This window comes from Leucobacter sp. MMO-125 (assembly GCF_037148395.1).
Lineage (GTDB): Bacteria > Actinomycetota > Actinomycetes > Actinomycetales > Microbacteriaceae > Leucobacter.
The window spans coordinates 399,971-421,413 of sequence record NZ_JBBCTL010000002.1 but is presented as its reverse complement, the minus strand read 5'-3'; the positions used below and the strand labels follow the sequence as shown (position 1 = coordinate 421,413).

Sequence of the window (21,443 nt, the reverse complement as noted above, 5' to 3'; positions counted from 1 at the left end):
GAACCGCGCGCGAAGAGTCGGGAACGCGCCGGCCGGTGCCGCGCTAGGCCTCAGAGTCGGTGAGGGCGTGCGCGACGACCGAGCGCATGTCGAGGGCGTCGAAGGCCTCGGTAGCTCCGAGGCAGCCTGAGACTGCGGTCACCAGTGCGTGCAGCAGCACGGCGTGGGTGAGGCGCACGAAGAAGGGGTCGATAGTGTGCTGCGATCCTGCGGCACCCGTGGAGACGACCACGTCGGCGAGTTCTGGAATCGGCGCACGCGGGTAGCTGCACAGTGCGATGACGGTCGCACCCCGCTGCTTCGCGGCCCGGCAGGCGGCGAGCGTGTGGGCGTTTGCCCCGGAGTGGCTGAGTGCCAGGCAGACGTCGCCGGGCCCCAGGGTGTGCGCCGCGAACTGCTGGGCGAGAATATCGAGCGGGGCCTCCACCGGCCGCCCGATCGTGGCAAAGCGCATGGCCGCGTCCTGCAGTGGCGGTGCCGAGAAGCCGTTGGCGGTGAAGCACACGCGCCCGGCGGCGGCGACGGCCGCGGCCGCTTCGGCGAGCGCGAGGCGGTCGATCGTGTCCCTCCCGAGCAGCAGGGCCTCTCTGGCGCGCTCGAACACCCGGTCGACACTGTCGCCGGGCATGGCCTCCGAGGGCGCTTCGTCACGTGCGAGTTCGAGGCGCAGGTGCTGGAAACCCGTGAAGCCCAGTCGCTGGCAGGCCCGGACTACGGTGGCTGCTGAGGTGCCTGCGGCCGCGGCGAGCTGCTGCGTCGACCACTGTGGCACCTCGGCCGAGTGTTCGAGCACTGCACGCGCGACCGCCCCCTCGCTCGGGCCGAGCGCGGGGGCGTACGCGCGGATGCGCGCGAGGGTTGAGCTTGCGGCCTCAGCGGCCAGTGCTCCGAGGTGCGTGGACATGCGGACAGGGTAGTGTACGCGGGTGTCGGTGAGGTGACGATGCGCTTGGCGACCCCGAGGTCCGCGCATGCTGCGCTGGATCGCGCAGCCGCTCGATCAGGCCTGCGGCTGCCGGTCGATCACGAGCAGCTCGCCCACCTCGCAGTCGAGTGCCCGGCAGATTGCGGTGAGTGTCGAGAAGCGGATCGCGCGAGCCCGATCGTTCTTGAGCACCGACAGATTGACGAGGCTGACCCCCACTCGCTCGCTGAGTTCGGTGAGGGTCAGGTTGCGTGCGGCGAGCAGTTCGTCGAGGCGGCAGTGGATCGTGTGGCCCTCTTCGGGCTCGGCGGGGCTCACACCAGCCCCTCGGCGTCGCGCTGCAGGCGTTCGCCCACCACGAAGACCGTGCTCACCAGTGCGATTACGAAGGTCGCGAGCAGGTAGGGGCCCGGGGCGAAGCTGAATACGGTGTTGTCGAGCTGCCGATCGGATGCCCACGCGAGTGCGCCGTTCGCGAGCATGGTGCGGCAGAGTGCCGCGGCCGCGGAGCCGACCAGGCCGACGATCCCCGCGACGCTGACCAGGCGGGTGTTGCGTCGGCTGAAGATGCGGCCCCGCAGTACCGAGATGGCGAGCGCGATCAGGCAGGCGGCGACCGTTGCGGTGACGAGCGTGGTGAGTACGGGCTCGGTGACGCCGGCGATGAGAGATGCGAGGGGCATCTCGTCAACGCTGATCGTTGCGGTCTGGAGTTGCGCGGGCAGTTGGCCGGTGCCAGCCGGGAGTTCGATGGGCAATCCCGCGAACCGCACCTCGACGGGGGTGGGGCCCGGGCTGAGCAGCTCGATGATGCGTTGGATCGCCAGCACGGCGGTGACCACGGTGATGATGGCGCCTGCGCCGACGAAGACCCAGAGGCCAGCGCGATCTCCGGTGGAGGGGCGGTGCAGGTCTGTGGAAAGGGTCACGATCACTCCTTTATCGATATTCGTTATTATCGCTTTTCGATAAGTTACCGGGAGTGTGACGGATCCGTCAAGTCGAAGCCGGGTGCCAGCCGCCCCATTACGCCCAGATCGAACAGGCCCCCGCGATCCGCAATCACCCCGTAGCCTGGATGCATCGGCCGGGACCGCACCGACGACGCGACCCCGAGCCCAGGAGGTTATTGATGTTCGAGAGATTCACCGATCGCGCCCGACGAGTGGTTGTGCTCGCCCAAGAAGAGGCGAAGATGCTCAATCACAACTACATCGGCACCGAGCACATCCTGCTCGGCCTGATCCACGAGGGAGAAGGCGTCGCAGCCAAGGCGCTGGAGCAGCTCGATATCTCGCTCGACGCTGTGCGCGCGCAGGTGACCGACATCATCGGCACCGGCCAGCAGCCGCCGCAGGGGCACATTCCCTTCACGCCGCGCGCAAAGAAGGTGCTCGAGCTGAGCCTGCGCGAAGCGCTGCAGTTGGGGCACAACTACATCGGTACCGAGCACATCCTGCTCGGCCTGATCCGCGAGGGTGAGGGTGTCGCAGCCCAGGTGCTTGTGAAGCTGGGCGCTGACCTCAACCGTGTGCGCCAGACCGTGATCCAGCTGCTCTCCGGCTACCAGGCCGGCAAAGAGAGCGCCACAGTGGGTGCCCCCGAGCAGCAGAGCGATCCCAAGGGCTCGCAGGTGCTCGACAACTTCGGCCGCAACCTCACCCAGGCTGCCCGCGAAGGCAAGCTCGACCCCGTGATCGGGCGCGAGAAAGAGGTCGAGCGGGTCATGCAGATCCTCTCGCGCCGCTCCAAGAACAACCCCGTGCTGATCGGCGAGCCCGGCGTCGGCAAGACCGCCGTCGTCGAAGGCCTCGCCCAGGCCATCGTCAAGGGCGAAGTGCCCGAGACGCTCAAGGACAAGCAGGTCTACGTGCTCGACCTCGGCTCCATGATCGCCGGCAGCCGCTACCGCGGCGACTTCGAGGAGCGCCTGAAGAAGGTCACCAAGGAGATTCGCAACCGTGGCGACATCATCATCTTCATCGACGAGATCCACACTCTCGTGGGTGCGGGTGCCGCCGAGGGGGCCATCGACGCGGCGAACATCCTGAAGCCGATGCTCGCACGCGGCGAACTGCAGACCATCGGTGCTACCACGCTCGACGAGTTCCGCAAGCACTTCGAGAAGGATGCCGCGCTCGAGCGCCGCTTCCAGTCGATCATGGTGAACGAGCCGTCGCTGCCGCACTCGATCAACATTCTCAAGGGCCTGCGCGATCGCTACGAAGCTCACCACAAGGTGTCGATCACCGACGGTGCGATCGTCGCCGCCGTGAACCTCGCCGACCGCTACGTGCAGGATCGCTACCTCCCCGACAAGGCCATCGACCTGATCGACGAGGCCGGTGCCCGCCTGCGCCTGTCGATCCTGTCGAGCCCGCCCGAGCTGCGCGAATTCGATGAGAAGATCGCTGTGGTGCGCGCCGACAAGGAAAAGGCGATCGAGGGGCAAGACTTCGAAGCCGCGGCGAACAAGCGCGACGAAGAGAAGAAGCTCATCGCCGAGCGACTGCGGCTCGAGAAGCAGTGGCGCTCAGGCGACGTCGCCACTAAGGCCGAGGTCGACGAGGGGCTGATCGCCGAGGTGCTCGCGCAGGCCACCGGCATCCCCGTCTTCAAGCTCACCGAGGAGGAGACCTCTCGGCTGCGCTTCATGGAGGAGGCCCTGCACCAGCGCGTTATCGGTCAGAACGAAGCCATCGCCGCGCTCGCCAAGACGATCCGCCGTCAGCGCGCCGGCCTCAAAGATCCGAAGCGCCCCTCGGGCTCCTTCATCTTCGCCGGCCCCACCGGTGTCGGCAAGACCGAGCTCGCGAAGGCGCTCGCCGAGTTCCTATTCGACGACGAGGATGCGCTGATCTCGCTCGACATGTCCGAGTACGGAGAGAAGCACACCGTGTCGCGTCTCTTCGGTGCACCCCCAGGATTCGTGGGCTTCGAAGAGGGTGGCCAGCTCACTGAGAAGGTGCGTCGCCGGCCGTTCTCGGTCGTGCTCTTCGACGAGATCGAGAAGGCCCACCCGGACATCTTCAACTCGCTGCTGCAGATCCTCGAAGAGGGTCGCCTCACCGACGGCCAGGGTCGTGTGATCGACTTCAAGAACACGGTCATCATCATGACGACCAACCTCGGTTCGAGCGCGATCGCCGGCGGCCCCGTCGGTTTCCAGCTCGAGGGTGACTCCTCGGTCGGCTACGAGTCGATGAAGGGCAAGGTCAACGAGGAGCTGAAGAAGCACTTCAAGCCCGAGTTCCTGAACCGCGTCGACGACACCATCGTGTTCCCGCAGCTCACCAAGCCCGAACTGCTGCAGATCGTCGACCTCTTCGTGAAGCAGCTGAAGGACCGCCTGCTCGACCGCGATATGCATCTCGAAATGTCGCAGCCGGCTCGCGAGCGCCTCGCCGAATTGGGCTACGACCCTTCGCTCGGTGCACGTCCGCTGCGTCGCGCCATGCAGCGCGAGATCGAGGATCGCCTCTCCGAGCGCATCCTCGGCGCCGAGCTGCTGGCAGGCGACCTCGTGAAGATCGGCTTCGAAAATGGTGAGTTCACCTTCGAGACCGATCGCAACTCCGAGAAGGCGCACGGCGACTCCTCGGCCGCTGCGGCCGCTGCCGTGGCGTCGACGGCCGCCACCCCCGGCACCACCGAGTAGTACGCGCACCACGAAGGGCCCGCCAGAAGGCGGGCCCTTCGGCGTGTCTGGGGGTGCTTGCGATTCAGCCCTTCGACTGCCGCGGAAAAGGGCAAGTGTGGAAGCGCAGTAGGCTGGAGGGATGGAGATCAGCATCCGCAGCGCGCGCACGGACGACGTGCCGCACATCGTCGCGCTCATGGAGCCGCTCGTAGCGCGACGCATTCTGCTGGGGAAAGACCTCGTCGATCTCTACGCTGCCGTGCCCGAGTTCCTGGTCGCAACTGATGCCTCCGACCGAGTCATCGGTTACGGTGCGGTGCATGTGATGTGGGAGCGTCTCGGCGAGGTGCGCACTCTCGGGGTGTCTGAAGACTGGCTCGGCCGCGGCATCGGGCACCGCCTCCTTGAGGCGCTTGAGGTGCGTGCCCGCGAGCTCGGCCTGGCCCAGCTGTTCTGCCTCACCTTCGAAACCGAGTTCTTCAGCAGGCATGGTTTCGCGGAGGTGAGTGAGAACACTGCGCTCGTGGCCGCCGATGTCTACGCCGAGCTGCTGCGTTCAAGCGATGAGGGCGTGGCTGAGTTCCTTGATCTCGCCCGTGTGAAGCCCAACACGCTCGGCAACACGCGCATGTTGAAGCGTCTCTAGGGAGCGTTCGGGGATACGCTGACGCTATGTCGACGCTGCGCAATCCTGTCGGGCCGAAGGACCGGAAGGTCTACGTGAGGCGGCGGATCCTGGTGCTTGCCGGGTTGCTCGCCGTGATCGCCGTAGTGGTGCTCGTGTTTGTGAAGCCGGGCGCCAGCGGCAGTGCGCAGAGCGCGCGCGAAGTCGAGGTGCCCAGCGATCTTGCGGCCGCTGACGCGAAGAAGGCTGCGGCTGACGGTGAGACGCCGGTGTGCAATGAGGGGCAGCTGCAGGTTACGCCGGTGACCGACAAGACAGACTATGCCGGGGGCGAGCTGCCGCATTTCTCGCTGACGGTGCAGAACACGGGCGAGGAGGCCTGCTCGGCCGATCTCGGCACCGCTGGGATGGAGTTCGCCGTGACGAGCGGCGACGATGAAGTCTGGCGCTCGGTCGATTGTCAGCAGAATCCCGAACACCTCGCTGTGATCATCGCGCCGGGTGAGTCGCTTGAGACGGAGCCTGTGGCGTGGGATCGCACTCGTTCGAGCCCGGAGACCTGCGAGATCACCCGTGACCCTGTCGCCGCGGGTGGCGCCTCATATCATTTGCGCGTCGCAGCTGCCGGAGCGCAGGGAACGGGCACGGCGCAGTTCCTGCTGTACTGAGCGACCCAGGCTGACGATTCGGCGAGTGGTGCTGCGCAAGAGGCCCCATTGGGGTTATGGTGAGGCATGGACAAGAAAAAGGTTTCAGAGACTGGCATCCGGGTTGAGATTCCCCAGGGCACCGATGAAGCCGTCGCCGTCGACGAACTCATCGATGATTTCCTGCACGGAGACATCCGCGGTGCGTTGCACGCGCTCCACGAGCCGTCTGAGGCTGCTGGTGGGCCTGAACCCGTAGCGGGCTCCTGACGCGATCACCGCATCGAGAGGTCTTCGAGGCGCAGTGCGAGCCACAGCTCTGCCCTGTCATCGGGGTCGGAGAGTGACCGCGAGGTGATTCGTTCGATGCGCGTGAGTCTGTCGCGCAGCGTGTTCCGATGGATGCCGAGCCCTGCGGCTGCGGGGCCGCGCTGACCATCGGCGTCGAAGACAGCGCGCAGGGTGTCGCGCAGCATGTCGCGTTCGCTCTCGCCGAGCCCGGGATCGCGCAGTGAGAGCGGCCCGAGCACGCGCTCGCTGAGGGCGTCGCGGAGCGCGGGGGTGACGGTGGCGTGGCTGGGTGCGGGCGCGGATCCAGCGGGGGTGTTCGCGGTGGCGGATCCGCCAGTTGCGGGATCCGCGCCTCCGAGCGCCAGCAGGGCCTCGAGCAGCGGGGTGTCGCGATCGGCCCACACGGTTTGCGGCACTCGGGGGGCTGTGTACAGCGGCGCCGTGGCCGAGAGTGCGCGCAGGCGGGCTGCGGCCGAGCGTCGGCTCACGGGAATCTCGCTCAGGCGGCCGGGGCGGCCCACCACAACATCGAGATCGTGACGTTTCGCGGCCGAGAGGCACTGCTCGATGGCGGTTTCGGTATCGGCGCACAGCTGCCAGGCGAGGGCGAGGCCGGGCGCTGCGGGGTGCTCGCTTGCCGGTGCGATGAGCCTGTCGAGGCCGCTGCGCGGGCGTCGGCGCCAGGCGGCCACGTCTTCTGCTCGGCCCTGCACCGCGATTGCCCGCAGCCGCTCAGGGAGTTCGAGCGAGGGGGCCAAGATTGCGACAGAGGCTGGCGATCCGCCGCCTGCGAGCAGTGTTGCGGCGAGTCGTTCCCAGCGTTCTCGCTCGCGGGTCTCTTCCGCGCTGTCGCCCCGCAGGCTGAGGCTGAGCACCATCGACCCGGCGGCGATGACGGCGTGCCCCTCTGGGGTCAGGGGGGTGTTGCCTGCGACCGCGAGCCGCAGCGAGGATTCTCGGTCGAGTGCGATGTGCTCGGCGCCGCCGGTCTCGTTCGCGGCGGCGAAGCCTGCGGTGCAGGCAAGCACGGCACCGTCGGAGGCGACGAGCGCGAGCTGCCTGCCCGTTGCCTGTGCGACGCTGGCGAGGACCTCGGCCGGGCGCTGGCCGCCTCTGGCCCCGTCAAGGAGCCGCTGCTGCGCTTGCAGCGCGCCGCGGGCTGCGCGCAGTTCGTCGGCTCTGATGAGGGCGGCGATGGCTTTGCTCACCGCGATGAAGGGCACGGGGAGGGGGATTTCGAAGAGTGCCACCCGATACATGCTCGCTGCGGCGATGAGCGGTTGGGGCACACGGTCGTGGTTGACGCCGATGCCGAAGCCGATTGCTGCGACTCGCGCGCGGCTGAGGCTGGCGACGAAGTCGCGCCAGCGGGCGTCGTCTGGGGCGAGGGCGAGCCCTGTGGTCATGATGATCTCGCCGCCGTCGAGGTAGCCGCTGAGGTCGAGCAACTCGGTGACTGAGCTCCAACTGATCTCGGGATCACCGGAACCTGCCTGGATGAGTCGCAGCCCGAGATCGGGCAGGGAGAGCAAGTCGGAGAGCGTGGCCATAGGGTGATTCTTGCACAAGTGTGAGACCGGAGGCTATGCAAGGATGCTGCAAGTCTGCGCGCCCGTGATCCATAGACTGACGGTGTGAACGACGAAACGCGCACCGATCCGAACCCGAGTTCATCCCGCGCGGGTGCCTCAGCCGAGTCCGCCCCCGCAGGCGAACCCCGAGGCGCGCTCTCGGGGATCCGCGTCGCCGATTTCTCCCGCGTGCTCGCGGGCCCGCACGCCACAATGATTCTCGCCGACCTCGGTGCCGATGTCATCAAGATCGAAAGCCCGGAGGGCGACGGCACCCGGCAGTGGCGACCCCCCGTGAACGCCGTCGGCCAGAGCACCTACTTCGCCGGCGTCAACCGCGGCAAGCGCTCGGTTGTGTGCGACCTGCGCGACCCCGAGGGCATTGCGCGTGCCGCCGAGCTGGCCCGCACGGCCGACGTGGTCATCGAGAACTTCAAGCCGGGCACCATGGAGAAGTTCGGGCTTGGCTACGACGCCGTTGCCGCCGAGAACCCAGGCGTGGTCTACTGCTCCATCTCCGGCTTCGGCGACGCCGCCGGGCGCGAGCTGCCCGGCTACGACCTCCTGGTGCAGGCCGTCGGCGGGCTCATGAGCATCACCGGTCAGGCCGATGAGGCCGGCGGCGAACCCACCAAGGTGGGTGTTGCACTGGTCGATATTCTCACGGGTCTCAACTCGGTGATCGGCATTCAGGCTGCGCTGCGCGCCCGCGACGGTGGCGCGGATCAGCCGGGCACCGGCCGTGGCCAGCACGTCAAGGTCACCCTGCTCGGTTCGCTGCTCTCCGCCCTCGCGAACCAGGCCTCGTCGACGCTGGAAACCGGCGACTCGCCGGGGCGCATGGGCAACGCGCACCCCTCGATCTCGCCCTACGAGACGCTCGAAGCCGCCGACCAGGCGATCGCCCTCGCCGTGGGCACCGACGGTCAGTTCGGCAGGCTCTGCGAGGTGCTCGGGGTGCCCGAGCTCGCCGCCGACCCCCGCTACGCGAGCAACCCCGAGCGTGTGGCGCACCGCGCCGAGCTGCGCGCCGCCCTCGAAGCGCCGCTGCGCACACGGCCCGCAGCCGAGTGGATCGAGGCCTTCACCGCCGCGAACATTCCCGCAGGCCGCGTGAACACCATCGCCCAGGCGATCGAGCTCGCCGACTCGCTCGGTCTTGACCCGGTCGCAGAGACCGTCGCAACAGGCCCCGATGGGCACCAGCACGTGCTGCGCTCGGTCGCCACGCCGATCCACCTCTCCGATACTCCCGCCCGCTACGAGACACCACCACCAGCCGTGGGCGAGCACCAGAGTGCCGTCTGGCTGTCGCGCTAGTCACGAACCCCATACCTTCCCGCCGAGCAAAGGACACCCCATGACCACCACCATCGACACGCTGTTCAACGTCTCCGATTTTGTTACCGAGGAGGAGCGGGAGTGGCAGCTGCGCGCGCGAGAGTTCGCACAGACGCGGATCCGCCCGATCATCGATCAGGCGTTCGAAGATCGCCGTCTGCCCGTCGAGCTGCTGCCCGAGGTGGGCGAGTTCGGTGCCTTCGGCATGTACATGCACGGCTACGGGCTGAAGGGTGCGTCGTCGGTGGCCTACGGTCTCGTGGCGATGGAGTTCGAGGCTGTTGATTCCGGGTTCCGCACGGCGCTCTCGGTGCAGGGTTCGCTCGCGATGGGCGCGATCTACAAGTTCGGTTCGGAAGAGCAGAAGCAGCAGTGGCTCCCGGCGATGGGGCGCGGCGAGGCCGTGGGCTTCTTCGGGCTCACCGAACCCCAGGGTGGATCCGACCCCAACACCATGCTCACCACTGCCCGCCGTGATGGTGATGAGTGGGTGCTCAACGGCAAGAAGCGGTGGATCGGTCTTGCCACCATTGCTCAGGTCGGCGTGATCTGGGCGAAGGATGAGGAGGGCATCGTGCGCGGCTTCGTGGTGCCGACCGACACCCCCGGTTTCAAAGCCACCGCGATCGAGAACAAGCTCTCCATGCGGGCTTCGCTGCAGACCGAGATCGAGCTGAACGATGTGCGCCTGCCCGCCGACGCGATTCTGCCGGGTTCGAAGGGGCTTTCCTCACCGTTTAAGTGCCTCAACGAGGCGCGTTACGGCATCGCCTGGGGTGTGATGGGTGCTGCCCGCTCGTGCCTCGAGGCTGCTGTGACCCGCTCGCAGGAGCGTGAGGTGTTCGGTACCCCGATCGGTGGCAAGCAGATCATCCAGGCGAAGCTCGCCGACATGTTCGTGGAGTACGAGAAGGGCCTGCTGCTCGCGCTGCACCTCGGACGTTTGAAGGATGCCGGCAATCTGACGTACGGCCAGATCTCGGTTGGCAAGCTCAACAATGTGCGTGAGGCGATCAAGATCGCAGGCACCGCGCGTGCGATCCTCGGCGGTGACGGCATCACGAGCGATTTCCCGGTGATGCGCCACATGGCGAACCTCGAGTCGGTGCGCACCTACGAGGGCACGGATGAGGTGCACCAGCTGGTGATCGGCCGCGAGCTGACGGGTATCGCCGCGTTCTAGGGGTCAGACAGGCTGCGACGGTATGGGATCTGCCGTATATATGTGGGTTCAGGGTGGACCTGGCATATGTACGGCAGATCCCATATTTTCAGACGGTGGCCAGAAGGAACGATGCGGGTCCAGCATCACGCAATAATTCTATTTGATGTAGAGTTATTGCTGTGCTGATTCGGATCAACGAGGCGAGCGATCGCCCCATCTACACGCAGATCGCCGACTCCGTGCGCGCCGATGTGGTGAGCGGCCGCATCGCCCCAGGCGGGGGGCTTCCGCCCGCACGCGAGGTGGCCACTGGTCTCGGCATCAATGTGCATACCGTGTTGCGCGCCTACCAGCAGCTGCGCGATGAGGGGTTGATCGACCTGAAACGGCGACGCGGGGCCGTGGTCACCTCCGCGGCCGCGGGGCTCGTCGAACTGCGCGGTGAGGTGCGCGCGCTCGTCGATCACGCCGCTCGGCTCGGCGTGGGCCCCACGCTGCTTGCGGCGCTCGTTGCCGAGACATCTCCCGAGCCGCAGCCGCCCCTCGGCCTCGCGACGAACGAGGTGGCCGCATGAGCGGGCGACGACACCTCCGCGCCGTAAGCGCCGACGGCTCAGATCTCAACGGCGCACTCTCAGCGCAGCAGCAGGTAGACCTGCGGCGCGCCAAGCGAGCGGCTTGTGTGGTGGGTCTGCTGCTGCCGCTCGCCGTGCTCACCGGGGCAATCATCACCGTGCTTGTGTGGATGCCTCGCATCCCGAACCCCGCTGCGACGCACTGGAGCGGCAGCGGCCCGAATGGCTTCGGCTCACCCTGGACCTATGTCTGGCTGCCGGTGCTCGTCGGCTACGGCATCGTGGCGCTGATGTGGGTGTTTGTCGCCTACAGCGCCCGAATCCCGGCCGCCTCACCCAAGCGGGTGCTGCCCGTATGGTCTGGGGTGCAGCGCTTTCTCGCGGCATTCTCCTTCGGCTATGCCGTGTTCTTCACCATCACAATCGTCGCGTCGGTCGTGGTGCAGCTCGATCTCGACGACGCCCAGGATGCCTCCGGCATCGGTGGGGCCATGCTGCTCGCCTTCGGGGTGTGGGTGCTCGTAACGGCGGTGGGATGGTTCGTGCAACCGCGCGTCAGCATCCCTCGGGATGTTGTGCTCGAGAGCGCCCCGCTGCCGCTCGCCGAGCGTGAGCGTGCGGTGTGGTTGGGGGAGGTGCGGCCCGCGAAAGGCCTGCTGTGGTTGGTCGGCTCGACGGTGCTGCTGCTCGCCGCCGTGACCGTGCTCGTGTTTCTCACCCCCTTCGAACCCGACGAGCGCGGTGCGGTGATCGCCACGCGAGTCATGATGCTGCTCATCCTGCTGCTCATTGTTGTGCTGTTCGCAACGACGCTCTGGTTCCGGGTGCGGATCGATGATCGCGGGCTCGAGGCCCGATCAGTGCTCGGCTGGCCCGTGATCCGCCTCCCGGCAAGCGATGTGCGCAGCGTCGAAGCCGCCGAGGTCAACCCACTCGGCGAGTTCGGTGGCTGGGGGCTGCGCTGGATGCCCGGCCGATTCGGCATCGTGATGCGTGCGGGCGAGGCGCTGATTGCGACGCGCGCCGATGGGCGGATCTTCGCCATTACGCTCGACGACTCCGAGACCGCGGCGTCGGTGCTCGCCGCCGCTGCGCAGCGGGCGGCAGAGCCCGAGCAGGCTTAGCGCGGCTCGGGGAACCACCAGGAGGGTGCGAGAGCCACAATCGCGCTCAGCACCTCGTCGTGCTCGGAAGAGCCGCTCAGCAGCCAGGCCTTGATGGCACCGACGAGGCCGTGCGCGAAGAAGCGGGCAACGATGCTGCGGTCGACATCGGGCAGCGGTGGCTCGAACTGAGCGCGACTCTCGAGATACTGCTCAAGAGTCGCGGTGAAGTGGTCGGCCAGGATGTTGGGAATGGTGCCATCCTGCTGCGAGTCGATCGATAGCTCGTAGAGGGTGCGGTTCCGGTCGATGTGATCGAGCACCTTGCTGACGCTCGTGCGGAACAGATCGACGGGATCGGTTTCCGTTGCAGCGTAGCTCTCAATGAAGTGGGTGCGCGCCTGATCGAGATCGAGGTTGAGCGCCGCGCCCAGGGCCTCGGCAGGCGTGGTGAAATGCTTGTAGAAGGTGACCCTGTTGATGCCGGCCTCGGCGGCAAGCTCGGAGACGGTGATACTGGGAACGGCCTTCTCGGAGGCGAGATTGATGATCGCGCGATTCAGCGCGGCACGGGTTCGCACGATTCTCGCGTCGGTCATAGGACTACCTTAGTGCGCGGATCCGAGGAAGCACCGGGAACCGGACGCGTGAGTTCGGCGATGCGATCGGCAGCTTCGGGGTAGCGCCGCTGGAGGGTGTCGCGCTCACCGAGTTCGAAGCCTTCCCAGGTGAACGGCGGGGACATCGTCGTGCCGACGAGCGACCAGGAACCGAGCGAAGACGAGCCTTGCATCACCCCCGGGGGCACCACGAGCTGCGGCAGCTGACCTGCTTCCGGGTCAGGCCCGAGGAGTCGGTGCTCGACCCTGCCATCGGGGTGCAGCAGGAGCAGATTGAGCGGTGCACCCGCGTACCAGTGGTAGACCTCGACGGCGTCGAGGGAGTGCAGCGCCGAGAAATCGGGGTCGGCGAGCAGATAGTAGATGGCGCTTGAGTGCTCGTCGAGGTGCATGCGTTTGAACAGGCCGCCCTCGTGTTCGAGCGGTTCGAGCCCGAGGTGCTGCACCCATTGCGCCGCCTCGGGAGGCAGTGCAGCGGGAACTGATTCGTCAGCCATCTCCGGGCTCACGCGAGCGCAGCTTCGCGGGTCTTACGGAAGCGCTTGCTCATGAGGATGAGCACGATCAGGGTCACCACGTAGGGGCCGGCATCGGTGAGCTGCTGCGGCAGGCCGAAGGACTGCAGGCGGAACCCGATCGCATCGGCGAAGCCGAACAGCAGCGCCGCACCGAGCACGCCCACCGGGTGGGCGCGAGCGAGCATGACGGCGACCACGGCGATCCATCCGCGACCCGCCGACATGTTCTCGGTGAACTGCACCACATTGCCGAGTGCGAGTTGCGCCCCGCCGAGGCCGGCGAGCGCGCCCGAGGCAATCACGGCGCCCAGCTGGTAGCGCTGCGGGTTGACACCCATCGTGGCCGCGGCGAGGGGCCGCTCGCCGACGCCGCGCAGCCGCAGGCCGAGGGGCGTGCGGAAGAGCACGATCCAGAGTGCCGGCACCAGCAGCAGCGCAATATAGCCGAGCGGGGTGAGCGAGAACAGGGCACCGAGCACGGGAATGTCTGCGAGCACGGGGATGCGCCACACCGGAATGCCGTCGATTCCCGGATCCTGGAACACACCCTGCACATCGAAGATGGCGACGAGCAGGAAGCTCGTCATGCCAACTGCGAGGATGTTCATCGCAATCGCGAGCACGATGGGGTCGCCCTTGCGGTAGACCGCACCGTAGCCCAGGATCAGCGAGAACAGGGCACCGGCGAGCATCGCGACGATCACGCCGACGATCCAGTTATGCGCGAAGAACGATGCGGCGACGCCGCTGAAAGCGCCGACGAGGATCATGCCCTCAAGGCCGATATTGAAGATGCCGACACGCTCGGCGAGCATGCCGCCCAGGGCGGCCAGCAGAATCGGGATCAGGGAGCGCAGCACTGAGGAGACGAGATCCTGGTCGAACAGGTCGAGGAAGTTCATCGCTCGGACTCCTTCTCGGAAGCGGAAGCGGCCGTGTCGGTGACGCCGGCCCCGGAGAGCGCCGGTTGCGGGTTGGCCGGCGGGGGAGCGGTGGCACCGTCTGCGGCAGCCCTCGTGCGACGGAAGCGCGGCAATGCCACGCGGAACGCGAGCAGGATGATGACGAGCGCCTGGATCACAGCGGCGATCTGGGGCGACAGCCCGAGCTCACGACCCATCGCGTCGCTGCCCACCATGATCGCGGCGAAGAAGGTGCCTGCGATCACGATGCCGACAGGGCGGTAGAGCGCGAGCAGGGTGACGAGCAGCGCAGTCCAGGCGTAGTTGGTCTGCACGAAGTATCCCTCGATCAGGCGCGTGTTGGGTGCTCCGATCACCAGCATGAGGCCGAAAGCGCCCGCGAGGCCGCCGGAGAGCGCCATTGTGCGCAGCACGAGCGGGCCTGGCTTCACGCCCCCGTAGCGCACGAACTCGGCGTTTTGCCCGCTGAGCCCGGACTCGAAGCCGTAGCGCGTGCGCCGGTTCATGAAGATCGTCGCGATGACCACGAGGATCAGCACGATCAGCGACCAGTTGACACCGGTGAGCACCATTGTGAGCGGATTCGTGGCGCCGAGGCTGCTGCGCAGCGTCTCGGCGAAGCCCGAGTCGCGAGGCACGATCATGGAGAGCTGCACCTCGGGTCGCACCTGATCACTGGCCACGAGATCCGAACTCGACTCGTCGAGCCGGAACCTGATGAGCCACGACGAGAAGTAGCGGGCCGGGTAGTTCAATAGCAGCGTCGAGAGCAGGATCGGCACGCCGAGCAGGTTCTGCAGCACGGCGGCGATAAGCCCCCAGGCCGCGCCCACGACAACGGCGGTGACGAGCGCGAGCAGCAGCACCAGCAGGCCGGGGCCCGGCACGTAGATCGCAACGATGCCGCCTGCGAGGGCCCCGAGCCCGGCCTGCCCCTCGGTGCCGAGATTCAGCACGCCGGCGCGGAAAGCGATGGCGATGGCGATGCCGATACCGATGATCGGAACGGCCCGCTGCAGCGTGTTCGCAAGGCCGGCACCGGTGCCGAACGACCCCTGCAGCATCGCGGCATACCCGTTCAGCGGATCGACTCCCGCGATCAGCATGAAGCATGCGCCGATCAGGAAGGCCAGCACGATCGAGACCGGGATCGGCCCCGCGAGCCAGCGGCCGACTCTCTGCAGAGCGCTCACAGGGCGGCTCCCTTCTCATGGTTCGTCGAAGCCGTCGACGCTGCGAGCGCATCGGCGAACGCACCTGGACGATGCCGTTCCTCGGGTTCGTGGCCTGCCATGTACAGGCCCAACAGGGCGTCGTTCGCCTCGTGCTTGGGCACCTCGGCCACGATCCGCCCCTCGAACATGACGAGGATGCGTGACGAGAGCGACATGATCTCGCTCAGCTCTGCCGAGATGAGCAGCAGCGCGCCGCCGTTATCGCGGTACTCGCAGAGCTCGCGGTGGATGGCCTCGATGGCACCGATATCGACCCCGCGCGTGGGCTGCTCGGCAATGAGCAATGGCGAACAGTAGTCGAGCTCGCGTGCGACGACAACCTTTTGCAGATTACCGCCCGAAAGCGTGCCGACGGGGGTGGCGGGGCTTGCGATCTTGACCCCGAAGCGCTTGATCAGCCGCTGGGCGTGCTCCAGCATCCCCGAACGCGAAAGCAGCCCTCGCTGCAGGATCGGTGCACGTCGGTGGTGGCCGAGCGCAAGGTTGTCGATGGCGTCAGCGGTACCGGCACTGCCGACAGCGTGGCGGTCTTCCGGGATGTAGGCGATACCGCCGTCGCGGCGCTCCGCGATGGTGGCGCGGGAGAGGTCGGTGCCGGACACCGACACGGTGCCTGAGCTGACCTGGCGCATGCCGATGATCGCCTCGGCAAGCTCCACCTGACCGTTGCCGGCGACACCGGCGATGCCCACGATCTCACCCGAGCGCACGAAGAGGTCGGCGTTCGAAACGGCGTCGCGCTCACCGGCACCTGGAACCGTGACACCTCGCGCGCCAAGCACCACCTCGCCCGGCTCCAGCGCTGGGGGCGGGGTAGTGAGATCGACATCGCGGCCGGTCATATGCCTGGTGATTTCGGCAGGAGAGCTGTCTGCGGTGACGAGCTGGGCCACATTGCGCCCATCGCGCAGCACCGTGACCCTGTCGGAGATCGCCATGACCTCGCCCAGCTTGTGGGTGATGATGATGATGGTGCGGCCATCGGCTCTGAGTGCCCGCAGCACGTCGAACAGGCGCTCGGTCTCTTGCGGGGTGAGCACAGCAGTGGGCTCGTCGAGGATGAGCACGCGCGCCTCGCGGTACAGGGCCTTCACGATCTCGACGCGCTGCAGCACGCCGACGGGCACGGAGTCGACCCGGGCATCGGGATCGATCGAAAGGCCGTAGCGTTCGGCGATCTCTGCAACCTTGCGGCTGGCCGCCTTGCGGTCGATGAGGCCGCGCTTCGTGGGTTCGGCACGGAACACGACATTCTCGGCGATCGTGAGCGAGGGGAAAAGCTTGAACGACTGGAAGACCATGCCGATGCCGGCATCGATCGCGTCGAGGGGGGAAGAGAGCGTGCGGCGTTCGCCGCGGATGAAGATCTCGCCCTCATCGGGCTGATACACGCCAGCGAGCATCGACATCAGGATCGACTTGCCCGCGCCGTTCTCGCCCATAAGCGCATGGATCTCGCCGGCTTCGACTTCGAAGTCGACATTGTCATCGGCGAGCACGCCGGGAAAGCGCTTGGTGATGCCGCGCATCGAGACCTCGGCGACCATCATCGCTCCTTCATTCGTGTGCCCTGCGGGTGTTCTGAGTGTATGCGACACCACCGACAACGCCGCCCGGGTCTACGGAGCCGGGCGGCGTTGTCGACGCGGTTATCAGGCGGTGGGGTCCTTGACCTCGATCTTGCCGCTCACGATGTCATCGCGAACCTTCTTGACCTGATCGAGGACCTCGGGCTTCTCCATGACGGTGCACTGCGAGTCGGCAGCACCCTCGGTGAGGCTGACGATCGTCATGCCCTCTTCCTTGAGACCGAACGAGGTGGTCGCCTCGGTCGAGCTCTTGCCGTCCATGATCTCGCCGACCACGGTCTCGACGACCTTGTCGACGGCCTTGATGGTGCCGTCGACCACGAAGCCGGGAGCCATCGGGCACTGGTTGGCATCGACGCCGTACGCCGAGAAGCCCTTCTCAGCGGCGGCCTCCATGATGCCGCCGTTCGCGGCAGCACCCACGGCGAAGACCTGATCGACGCCGGTGGCGGCGAAGGCGATGGCCTGCTCCTTGGCGCGGGCAGTGTCAGCGAAGGGGTTGTCGCCGCCGATGACCTGCGGTGCGACGGTCTCGACCGCAGGGTTGACGCTCTTCGCGCCCTCGGCAAAGCCGCCCGAGTACTTGGCGAGGAGCGGGATATCGAGCGAGATGACCGAACCGACCTTGTTGGCTTCGGTCAGCAGGCCGGCCTCAACGCCGAGCAGGTAGGAGGGCTCCTGCTCGCGGAAGGTTGCCTGGTAAAGATTCTCAGGCGCGCCCTCGACGAAGGTGTCGATGAGCACGAACTTCTGCTGCGGGTTCTGCTCTGCGAGCTCCAGAGCGACGTCGCCGAACTGGAAGCCGAGCATCACGATGACCTCGGGGGCCTCCGCGATTGCGGCCTCGAGGTTCGAGCGGCGCTGCGCGTCGTCCTTCGACTCGAAGGTCTTGGCGCTGCCCTCGAAAGTGTCGGCCACGTTGTCGATGCCGACCTTGCCCGACTTGAGGAACTCGTTCTGACCGATGGGGTCGCTCGTGATGTAGATGAACGAGGGGCCCTCGGCGCTGGCGTCGCCGCCGTTGGTGTCAGCACCGCCGGAGGAGCAGGAGGTGAGCAGGAGCGCTGCCGAAGCAGCGCCTGCGATCAGTGCCGCGCGGGCGCGACGCTTGGTGAAGAACATTGATGATCCTTTCGAGTGGAACGGGAACAGCGAGAGAAGCTTAGGCGCGCAGATCGTCGAGCGGAACGCTGGCGAGGGTTTCGCCGCGGCCAGGCAGAATCACGCGGCGCTCGGTGACGATCGCGGTGATGAGCTCGTGCGGTGTGACATCGAAGGCCGGGTTGACGGCACCGATGCCCTCGGGAGCGGTGCGGGTGCCGCCGAAGCCGGTGACCTCAGCCGCGCCGCGATCCTCGATCTCGATATCGGCCCCGCTGGCAGTCGACATGTCGACGGTCGACTCCGGTGCGACAACGATGAACGGAACCCCCGCGTGCTGAGCCGCAAGCGCGAGCGAGAACGACCCGATCTTGTTAGCGGTGTCGCCGTTCGCCGCAATGCGGTCGGCACCGATGAACACCGCGTCGGCGATGCCACGCGACAGCAGGAACGGGCCGGCTGAATCGATGATGAGTCGGAACGGGGCCGCCATGCGCTGCAGCTCCCACGCGGTCAGGCGTGCCCCCTGCAACAGCGGGCGGGTCTCCAGCGGGAAGGCCTCCTCCAGTGAACCCTGCTCAAGCAGGGTCTGGATCACGCCGAGCGCCGTGCCGCGCTCAACAGTGGCGAGGCTGCCCGTGTTGCAGATGGTTATGACCCGCACACGGTCCTTGCCCGTGAGTTCACGCGTCAGATCCGCTCCGCGGAGACCCATCGACACGCACGCGGCGATGTCCTCGTCGCGGATCGCGAGAGCCTCCTCGAGGATTGCCTCTGCACCGTCTTCAAGACGAGTGAGCGCCCGATCCACACCCCAAGAGAGATTCACCGCCGTGGGCCGTGCCTCTCGCAGCAGCTTCGCCTGCCGGCGCACCTCGTCTCGGTCGAGCTCGGTATCGCCCCCGGACGCTGCCACGCTCGCCGCGATCAGCGCCGTGCCCATCGCGCCGGCGACGCCGAGCGCCGGAGCGCCGCGCACCGCGAGGCGCTGGATATCGTCGATGAGCTCAGGAAGCTCGGTGACCCGCAGCACCTCGATGCGGTGCGGCAGCAGGGTCTGGTCGATCAGTTCAATGGCTCCGTCGACCCAGTCGATCGTGCGCAAGCGGTGCCCCCTATGGAAATCGCGAATGACTGCAGACCAGGATACCGTTCCCCGTCGACTTCCGGGTTCACGAGTCGGTTACGACACGTTCACCGCTGCGATCGCGTGTCATTTCACCGCGACCCGGCGCAGAGGCGTAGCGTGTGAACTGTCGGGCAGGGTGCCCGACCGAGGGAGGCCCGCCGGCACCGCTCGGAGTGCCAACCTCGCTGAAACGGGGCAGCAGCCCCGGAGCAGAGGAGCCATCGTGGCTGAAATCAAGCACCCCGCAACTCCCGCCCAGACGCGGGCGCCCGGCGCCCACGACGAGCTCGACGCCGTGCGGCAAGCGCAGCGCAGCTACGTCCTCGACACCTCGGTGCTGCTGAGCGATCCCTCGGCGTTGTTCCGCTTCGCCGAGCACTCGGTCGTGCTGCCCGTCGTGGTGGTCATCGAGCTCGAGAGGAAACGCCACGATCCCGAACTCGGCTACTTCGCCCGCCGTGCACTGCGCATCCTCGACGAACTGCGCGAAAAGCACCTGCGCCTCGATTTCCCAGTGCCCGTCGGCGACGCCGGCGGCACCCTGCGAGTAGAACTCAACCACTCCAGCATCGACACGCTGCCGAGCGGCATGCGGCTCGGCGACAACGACACGCGGATCCTCGCCGTCGCACAGAACCTCGCGAACGAAGGCCTTGACGTCACCGTCGTCTCGAAGGACCTGCCGATGCGTCTCAAGGCCGCCGCGATCGGACTCGGTTCTGAGGAGTACCGCGCTGAGCAAGCCCAAGACGACGCCTACACGGGCACCGCAACCATAGACCTCGACGAGGAGCAGATGCGGGACCTCTGGGACGAGGACCGCCTCGACGGCGTGGCAGAGGTCGAAAGCCTCCCACGCGGCACCGGCCTGATCCTGACCTCCCCGCGCGGATCCGCTCTCGGCCGCGTGGAAGGGCCCGGCTCGCTGCGGCTCGTGCGCGGCGACCGCGAGGTGTTTGGCGTGACCGGCCGCAGCGCGGAGCAGCGCCTCGCCATCGACCTGCTGCTCGATCCGAACTTCGGCATCGTCTCCCTCGGCGGCAGCGCCGGCACCGGAAAGTCGGCGCTCGCGCTCGCCGCGGGCCTCGAAGCGGTGCTCGAACGGCGGCAGCACCGCAAGATCATGGTGTTCCGCCCCCTCTACGCCGTCGGTGGCCAAGAGCTCGGCTACTTGCCCGGCGACCGCGACGAGAAGATGGGACCGTGGGCGCAGGCCGTGTTCGACACCCTCGGCTCGATCGTCTCCGAGAATGTGCTCGACGAGGTGATCGCGCGCGACCTCATCGAGGTGCTGCCGCTCACCCATATTCGTGGGCGCTCCCTGCACGACGCCTTCGTGATCGTCGACGAGGCGCAGTCGCTCGAACGCGGGGTGCTGCTCACCATGCTCTCGCGCATCGGCCAGAACTCGCGGGTGGTGCTCACACACGACGTCGCACAGCGCGACAATCTGCGGGTGGGGCGCTACGACGGGATCGCAGCCGTGATCGAGAAACTCAAGGGGCACCCGCTGTTTGGGCACGTGACCCTTACCCGCTCCGAGCGCAGCGAAATCGCGGCGCTCGTCACCGAGCTGCTCGACACGCCGTAGGGGGAGCCCAACGCGGTCGCGTCCCTCCCGAGCATCGGGATGGGCGCGACCGCCGGGCTCAGTTCGCGCGCTGCTGTGCGAGCGCGTCGATCCGTGCGCGCACGGTCGGCCAGAAGGTGTCGGCCCAGATTTCGTAGCCGCGGTCGTTCGGGTGGAAGGCGTCCTCTGCGAACTCGGTGAGAATGCCCCGCACGCCCCGCGCCCGCGTCGCTTCATAGATCGGCACCACAGCGAGCCCCCGATCCGCCGCGATCGTGCGGAGGATCCGATTCGCCTCGCGCACCCGACGGTCGTTCCACGGCAGGTGGAAGCAGGGCACCTCGCCCACGATGGTGTGATCCGGCAGGGCATCGAAAATGGCTGAGATATTGCGGTGGAAGGCCCGCGGATCCCACTGCGCGATGTCGTTCGCGCCGATGTCGAGGGTGACGAGGTCCGGGCTGCGCCGTGCGAGTACCTTCGCGGCACGCGGCAGTTGATCCCGCGCGCACAGATTCGAGGGTGCCCCCGAGACGCCGAGGTTGGTGACCGCGATCGGCTCGCCCAGGTGGGCTTCAATGCGATCCGCGAGCTGCCCCACATAGCTGCGCCCGGGGCTGCTCGCCCCGATGCCCTGTGCAGTGGAGTCGCCGAGCGCGAGATAGAAGAAATTGCCGGGCTGCTTACGGCGCTCGCGCCACCAGGCGGCGGTGACGGGCTGCATCTCGGCGAGCCGCATCAGCGGCTGATTCGCCCAGTCGTAGAGTCGGTGCCACTTCACCAGTTGCGCGAACGTCGCCGTTGCCGAGAGGGCGAGGGCTTTCGCGCCGAGCGCGGGGGACTGGGCCAGCATCATCCTCCCAGCGTAGCGAGCA

General features: G+C 67.1%; 21 protein-coding genes. 9 read left to right on the top strand and 12 right to left on the bottom strand.

The window, feature by feature from the left end; genetic code table 11:
• Positions 1–43: 43 nt before the first annotated feature.
• The 3 genes from WFI54_RS06600 to WFI54_RS06590 form a co-directional block, all read right to left on the bottom strand.
• Positions 44–904: a MurR/RpiR family transcriptional regulator gene (locus WFI54_RS06600; RefSeq protein ID WP_336651997.1), complete on the bottom strand. Its 861-nt coding sequence runs from the start codon at positions 902–904 to the stop codon at positions 44–46.
• A 96-nt stretch (positions 905–1,000) separates the two neighbouring features.
• A complete protein-coding gene (locus WFI54_RS06595) occupies positions 1,001–1,243 on the bottom strand; it encodes a helix-turn-helix domain-containing protein (RefSeq protein ID WP_336651996.1) in 243 nt (80 codons plus the stop codon).
• Positions 1,240–1,854 (bottom strand): hypothetical protein, encoded by a 615-nt coding sequence (locus WFI54_RS06590; protein ID WP_336651995.1) that lies wholly within the window; start codon positions 1,852–1,854, stop codon positions 1,240–1,242. Before WFI54_RS06590 ends, WFI54_RS06595 begins: the two co-directional genes overlap by 4 nt.
• A 203-nt stretch (positions 1,855–2,057) precedes the next feature.
• Between WFI54_RS06590 and WFI54_RS06585 the strand changes: the two genes are divergently transcribed.
• The 4 genes from WFI54_RS06585 (at position 2,058) to WFI54_RS06570 (ending at position 6,107) form a co-directional block, all read left to right on the top strand.
• The gene (locus tag WFI54_RS06585) at positions 2,058–4,583 is read left to right on the top strand and encodes an ATP-dependent Clp protease ATP-binding subunit (RefSeq protein WP_336651994.1); all 2,526 of its coding nucleotides are present in this window, start codon (positions 2,058–2,060) and stop codon (positions 4,581–4,583) included.
• A gap of 121 nt (positions 4,584–4,704) precedes the next feature.
• Positions 4,705–5,211, top strand: coding sequence for an amino-acid N-acetyltransferase (locus WFI54_RS06580; protein ID WP_336651993.1), 507 nt, complete (start codon positions 4,705–4,707; stop codon positions 5,209–5,211).
• 26 nt (positions 5,212–5,237) lie between these two features.
• A complete protein-coding gene (locus WFI54_RS06575) occupies positions 5,238–5,858 on the top strand; it encodes a hypothetical protein (RefSeq protein WP_336651992.1) in 621 nt (206 codons plus the stop codon).
• Positions 5,859–5,924: 66 nt separating this feature from the next.
• Positions 5,925–6,107: a hypothetical protein gene (locus WFI54_RS06570; protein WP_336651991.1), complete on the top strand. Its 183-nt coding sequence runs from the start codon at positions 5,925–5,927 to the stop codon at positions 6,105–6,107.
• Positions 6,108–6,112: 5 nt separating this feature from the next.
• Here the strand turns inward: WFI54_RS06570 and WFI54_RS06565 are convergent, their stop codons facing one another.
• A complete protein-coding gene (locus tag WFI54_RS06565; RefSeq protein ID WP_336651990.1) occupies positions 6,113–7,678 on the bottom strand; it encodes a PucR family transcriptional regulator in 1,566 nt (521 codons plus the stop codon).
• Positions 7,679–7,762: 84 nt separating this feature from the next.
• Between WFI54_RS06565 and WFI54_RS06560 the strand changes: the two genes are divergently transcribed.
• The 4 genes from WFI54_RS06560 (at position 7,763) to WFI54_RS06545 (ending at position 11,904) form a co-directional block, all read left to right on the top strand.
• The gene (locus WFI54_RS06560) at positions 7,763–9,019 is read left to right on the top strand and encodes a CaiB/BaiF CoA transferase family protein (RefSeq protein WP_442918499.1); all 1,257 of its coding nucleotides are present in this window, start codon (positions 7,763–7,765) and stop codon (positions 9,017–9,019) included.
• Positions 9,020–9,059: 40 nt separating this feature from the next.
• A complete protein-coding gene (locus WFI54_RS06555) occupies positions 9,060–10,223 on the top strand; it encodes an acyl-CoA dehydrogenase family protein (RefSeq protein WP_336651989.1) in 1,164 nt (387 codons plus the stop codon).
• 161 nt (positions 10,224–10,384) lie between these two features.
• A complete protein-coding gene (locus WFI54_RS06550; protein ID WP_336651988.1) occupies positions 10,385–10,780 on the top strand; it encodes a GntR family transcriptional regulator in 396 nt (131 codons plus the stop codon).
• A complete protein-coding gene (locus tag WFI54_RS06545) occupies positions 10,777–11,904 on the top strand; it encodes a DUF1648 domain-containing protein (RefSeq protein WP_336651987.1) in 1,128 nt (375 codons plus the stop codon). Before WFI54_RS06550 ends, WFI54_RS06545 begins: the two co-directional genes overlap by 4 nt.
• Here WFI54_RS06545 and WFI54_RS06540 read toward each other — a convergent pair.
• The 7 genes from WFI54_RS06540 to mtnA form a co-directional block, all read right to left on the bottom strand.
• Positions 11,901–12,482 carry a TetR/AcrR family transcriptional regulator gene (locus WFI54_RS06540; protein ID WP_336651986.1) on the bottom strand — a complete coding sequence of 194 codons (582 nt, stop codon included), beginning with the start codon at positions 12,480–12,482 and terminating at the stop codon, positions 11,901–11,903. The two genes, WFI54_RS06545 and WFI54_RS06540, sit on opposite strands and share 4 nt — an antisense overlap.
• Entirely contained in the window at positions 12,479–13,000 is a 522-nt protein-coding gene (locus tag WFI54_RS06535; protein WP_336651985.1) for a cupin domain-containing protein, read from the bottom strand. Before WFI54_RS06535 ends, WFI54_RS06540 begins: the two co-directional genes overlap by 4 nt.
• Before the next feature lie 8 nt (positions 13,001–13,008).
• Complete coding sequence (locus WFI54_RS06530) at positions 13,009–13,923, bottom strand: ABC transporter permease (RefSeq protein ID WP_336651984.1); 915 nt, start codon at positions 13,921–13,923, stop codon at positions 13,009–13,011.
• Positions 13,920–15,137 (bottom strand): ABC transporter permease, encoded by a 1,218-nt coding sequence (locus WFI54_RS06525; protein WP_336651983.1) that lies wholly within the window; start codon positions 15,135–15,137, stop codon positions 13,920–13,922. The genes WFI54_RS06530 and WFI54_RS06525 overlap by 4 nt, the downstream gene beginning before the upstream one ends.
• Positions 15,134–16,726 carry an ABC transporter ATP-binding protein gene (locus WFI54_RS06520; RefSeq protein WP_336651982.1) on the bottom strand — a complete coding sequence of 531 codons (1,593 nt, stop codon included), beginning with the start codon at positions 16,724–16,726 and terminating at the stop codon, positions 15,134–15,136. The genes WFI54_RS06525 and WFI54_RS06520 overlap by 4 nt, the downstream gene beginning before the upstream one ends.
• 105 nt (positions 16,727–16,831) lie before the next feature.
• Entirely contained in the window at positions 16,832–17,890 is a 1,059-nt protein-coding gene (locus WFI54_RS06515; RefSeq protein WP_336651981.1) for a BMP family ABC transporter substrate-binding protein, read from the bottom strand.
• A gap of 40 nt (positions 17,891–17,930) precedes the next feature.
• On the bottom strand, positions 17,931–18,974 hold the full coding sequence (gene mtnA, locus WFI54_RS06510) for an S-methyl-5-thioribose-1-phosphate isomerase (protein WP_336651980.1): 1,044 nt from the start codon (positions 18,972–18,974) through the stop codon (positions 17,931–17,933).
• A 319-nt stretch (positions 18,975–19,293) separates the two neighbouring features.
• Between mtnA and WFI54_RS06505 the strand changes: the two genes are divergently transcribed.
• A complete protein-coding gene (locus WFI54_RS06505) occupies positions 19,294–20,589 on the top strand; it encodes a PhoH family protein (protein ID WP_336652202.1) in 1,296 nt (431 codons plus the stop codon).
• Between the two features lie 58 nt (positions 20,590–20,647).
• Here the strand turns inward: WFI54_RS06505 and WFI54_RS06500 are convergent, their stop codons facing one another.
• Entirely contained in the window at positions 20,648–21,424 is a 777-nt protein-coding gene (locus WFI54_RS06500; RefSeq protein ID WP_336651979.1) for an SGNH/GDSL hydrolase family protein, read from the bottom strand.
• Positions 21,425–21,443: the final 19 nt, after the last annotated feature.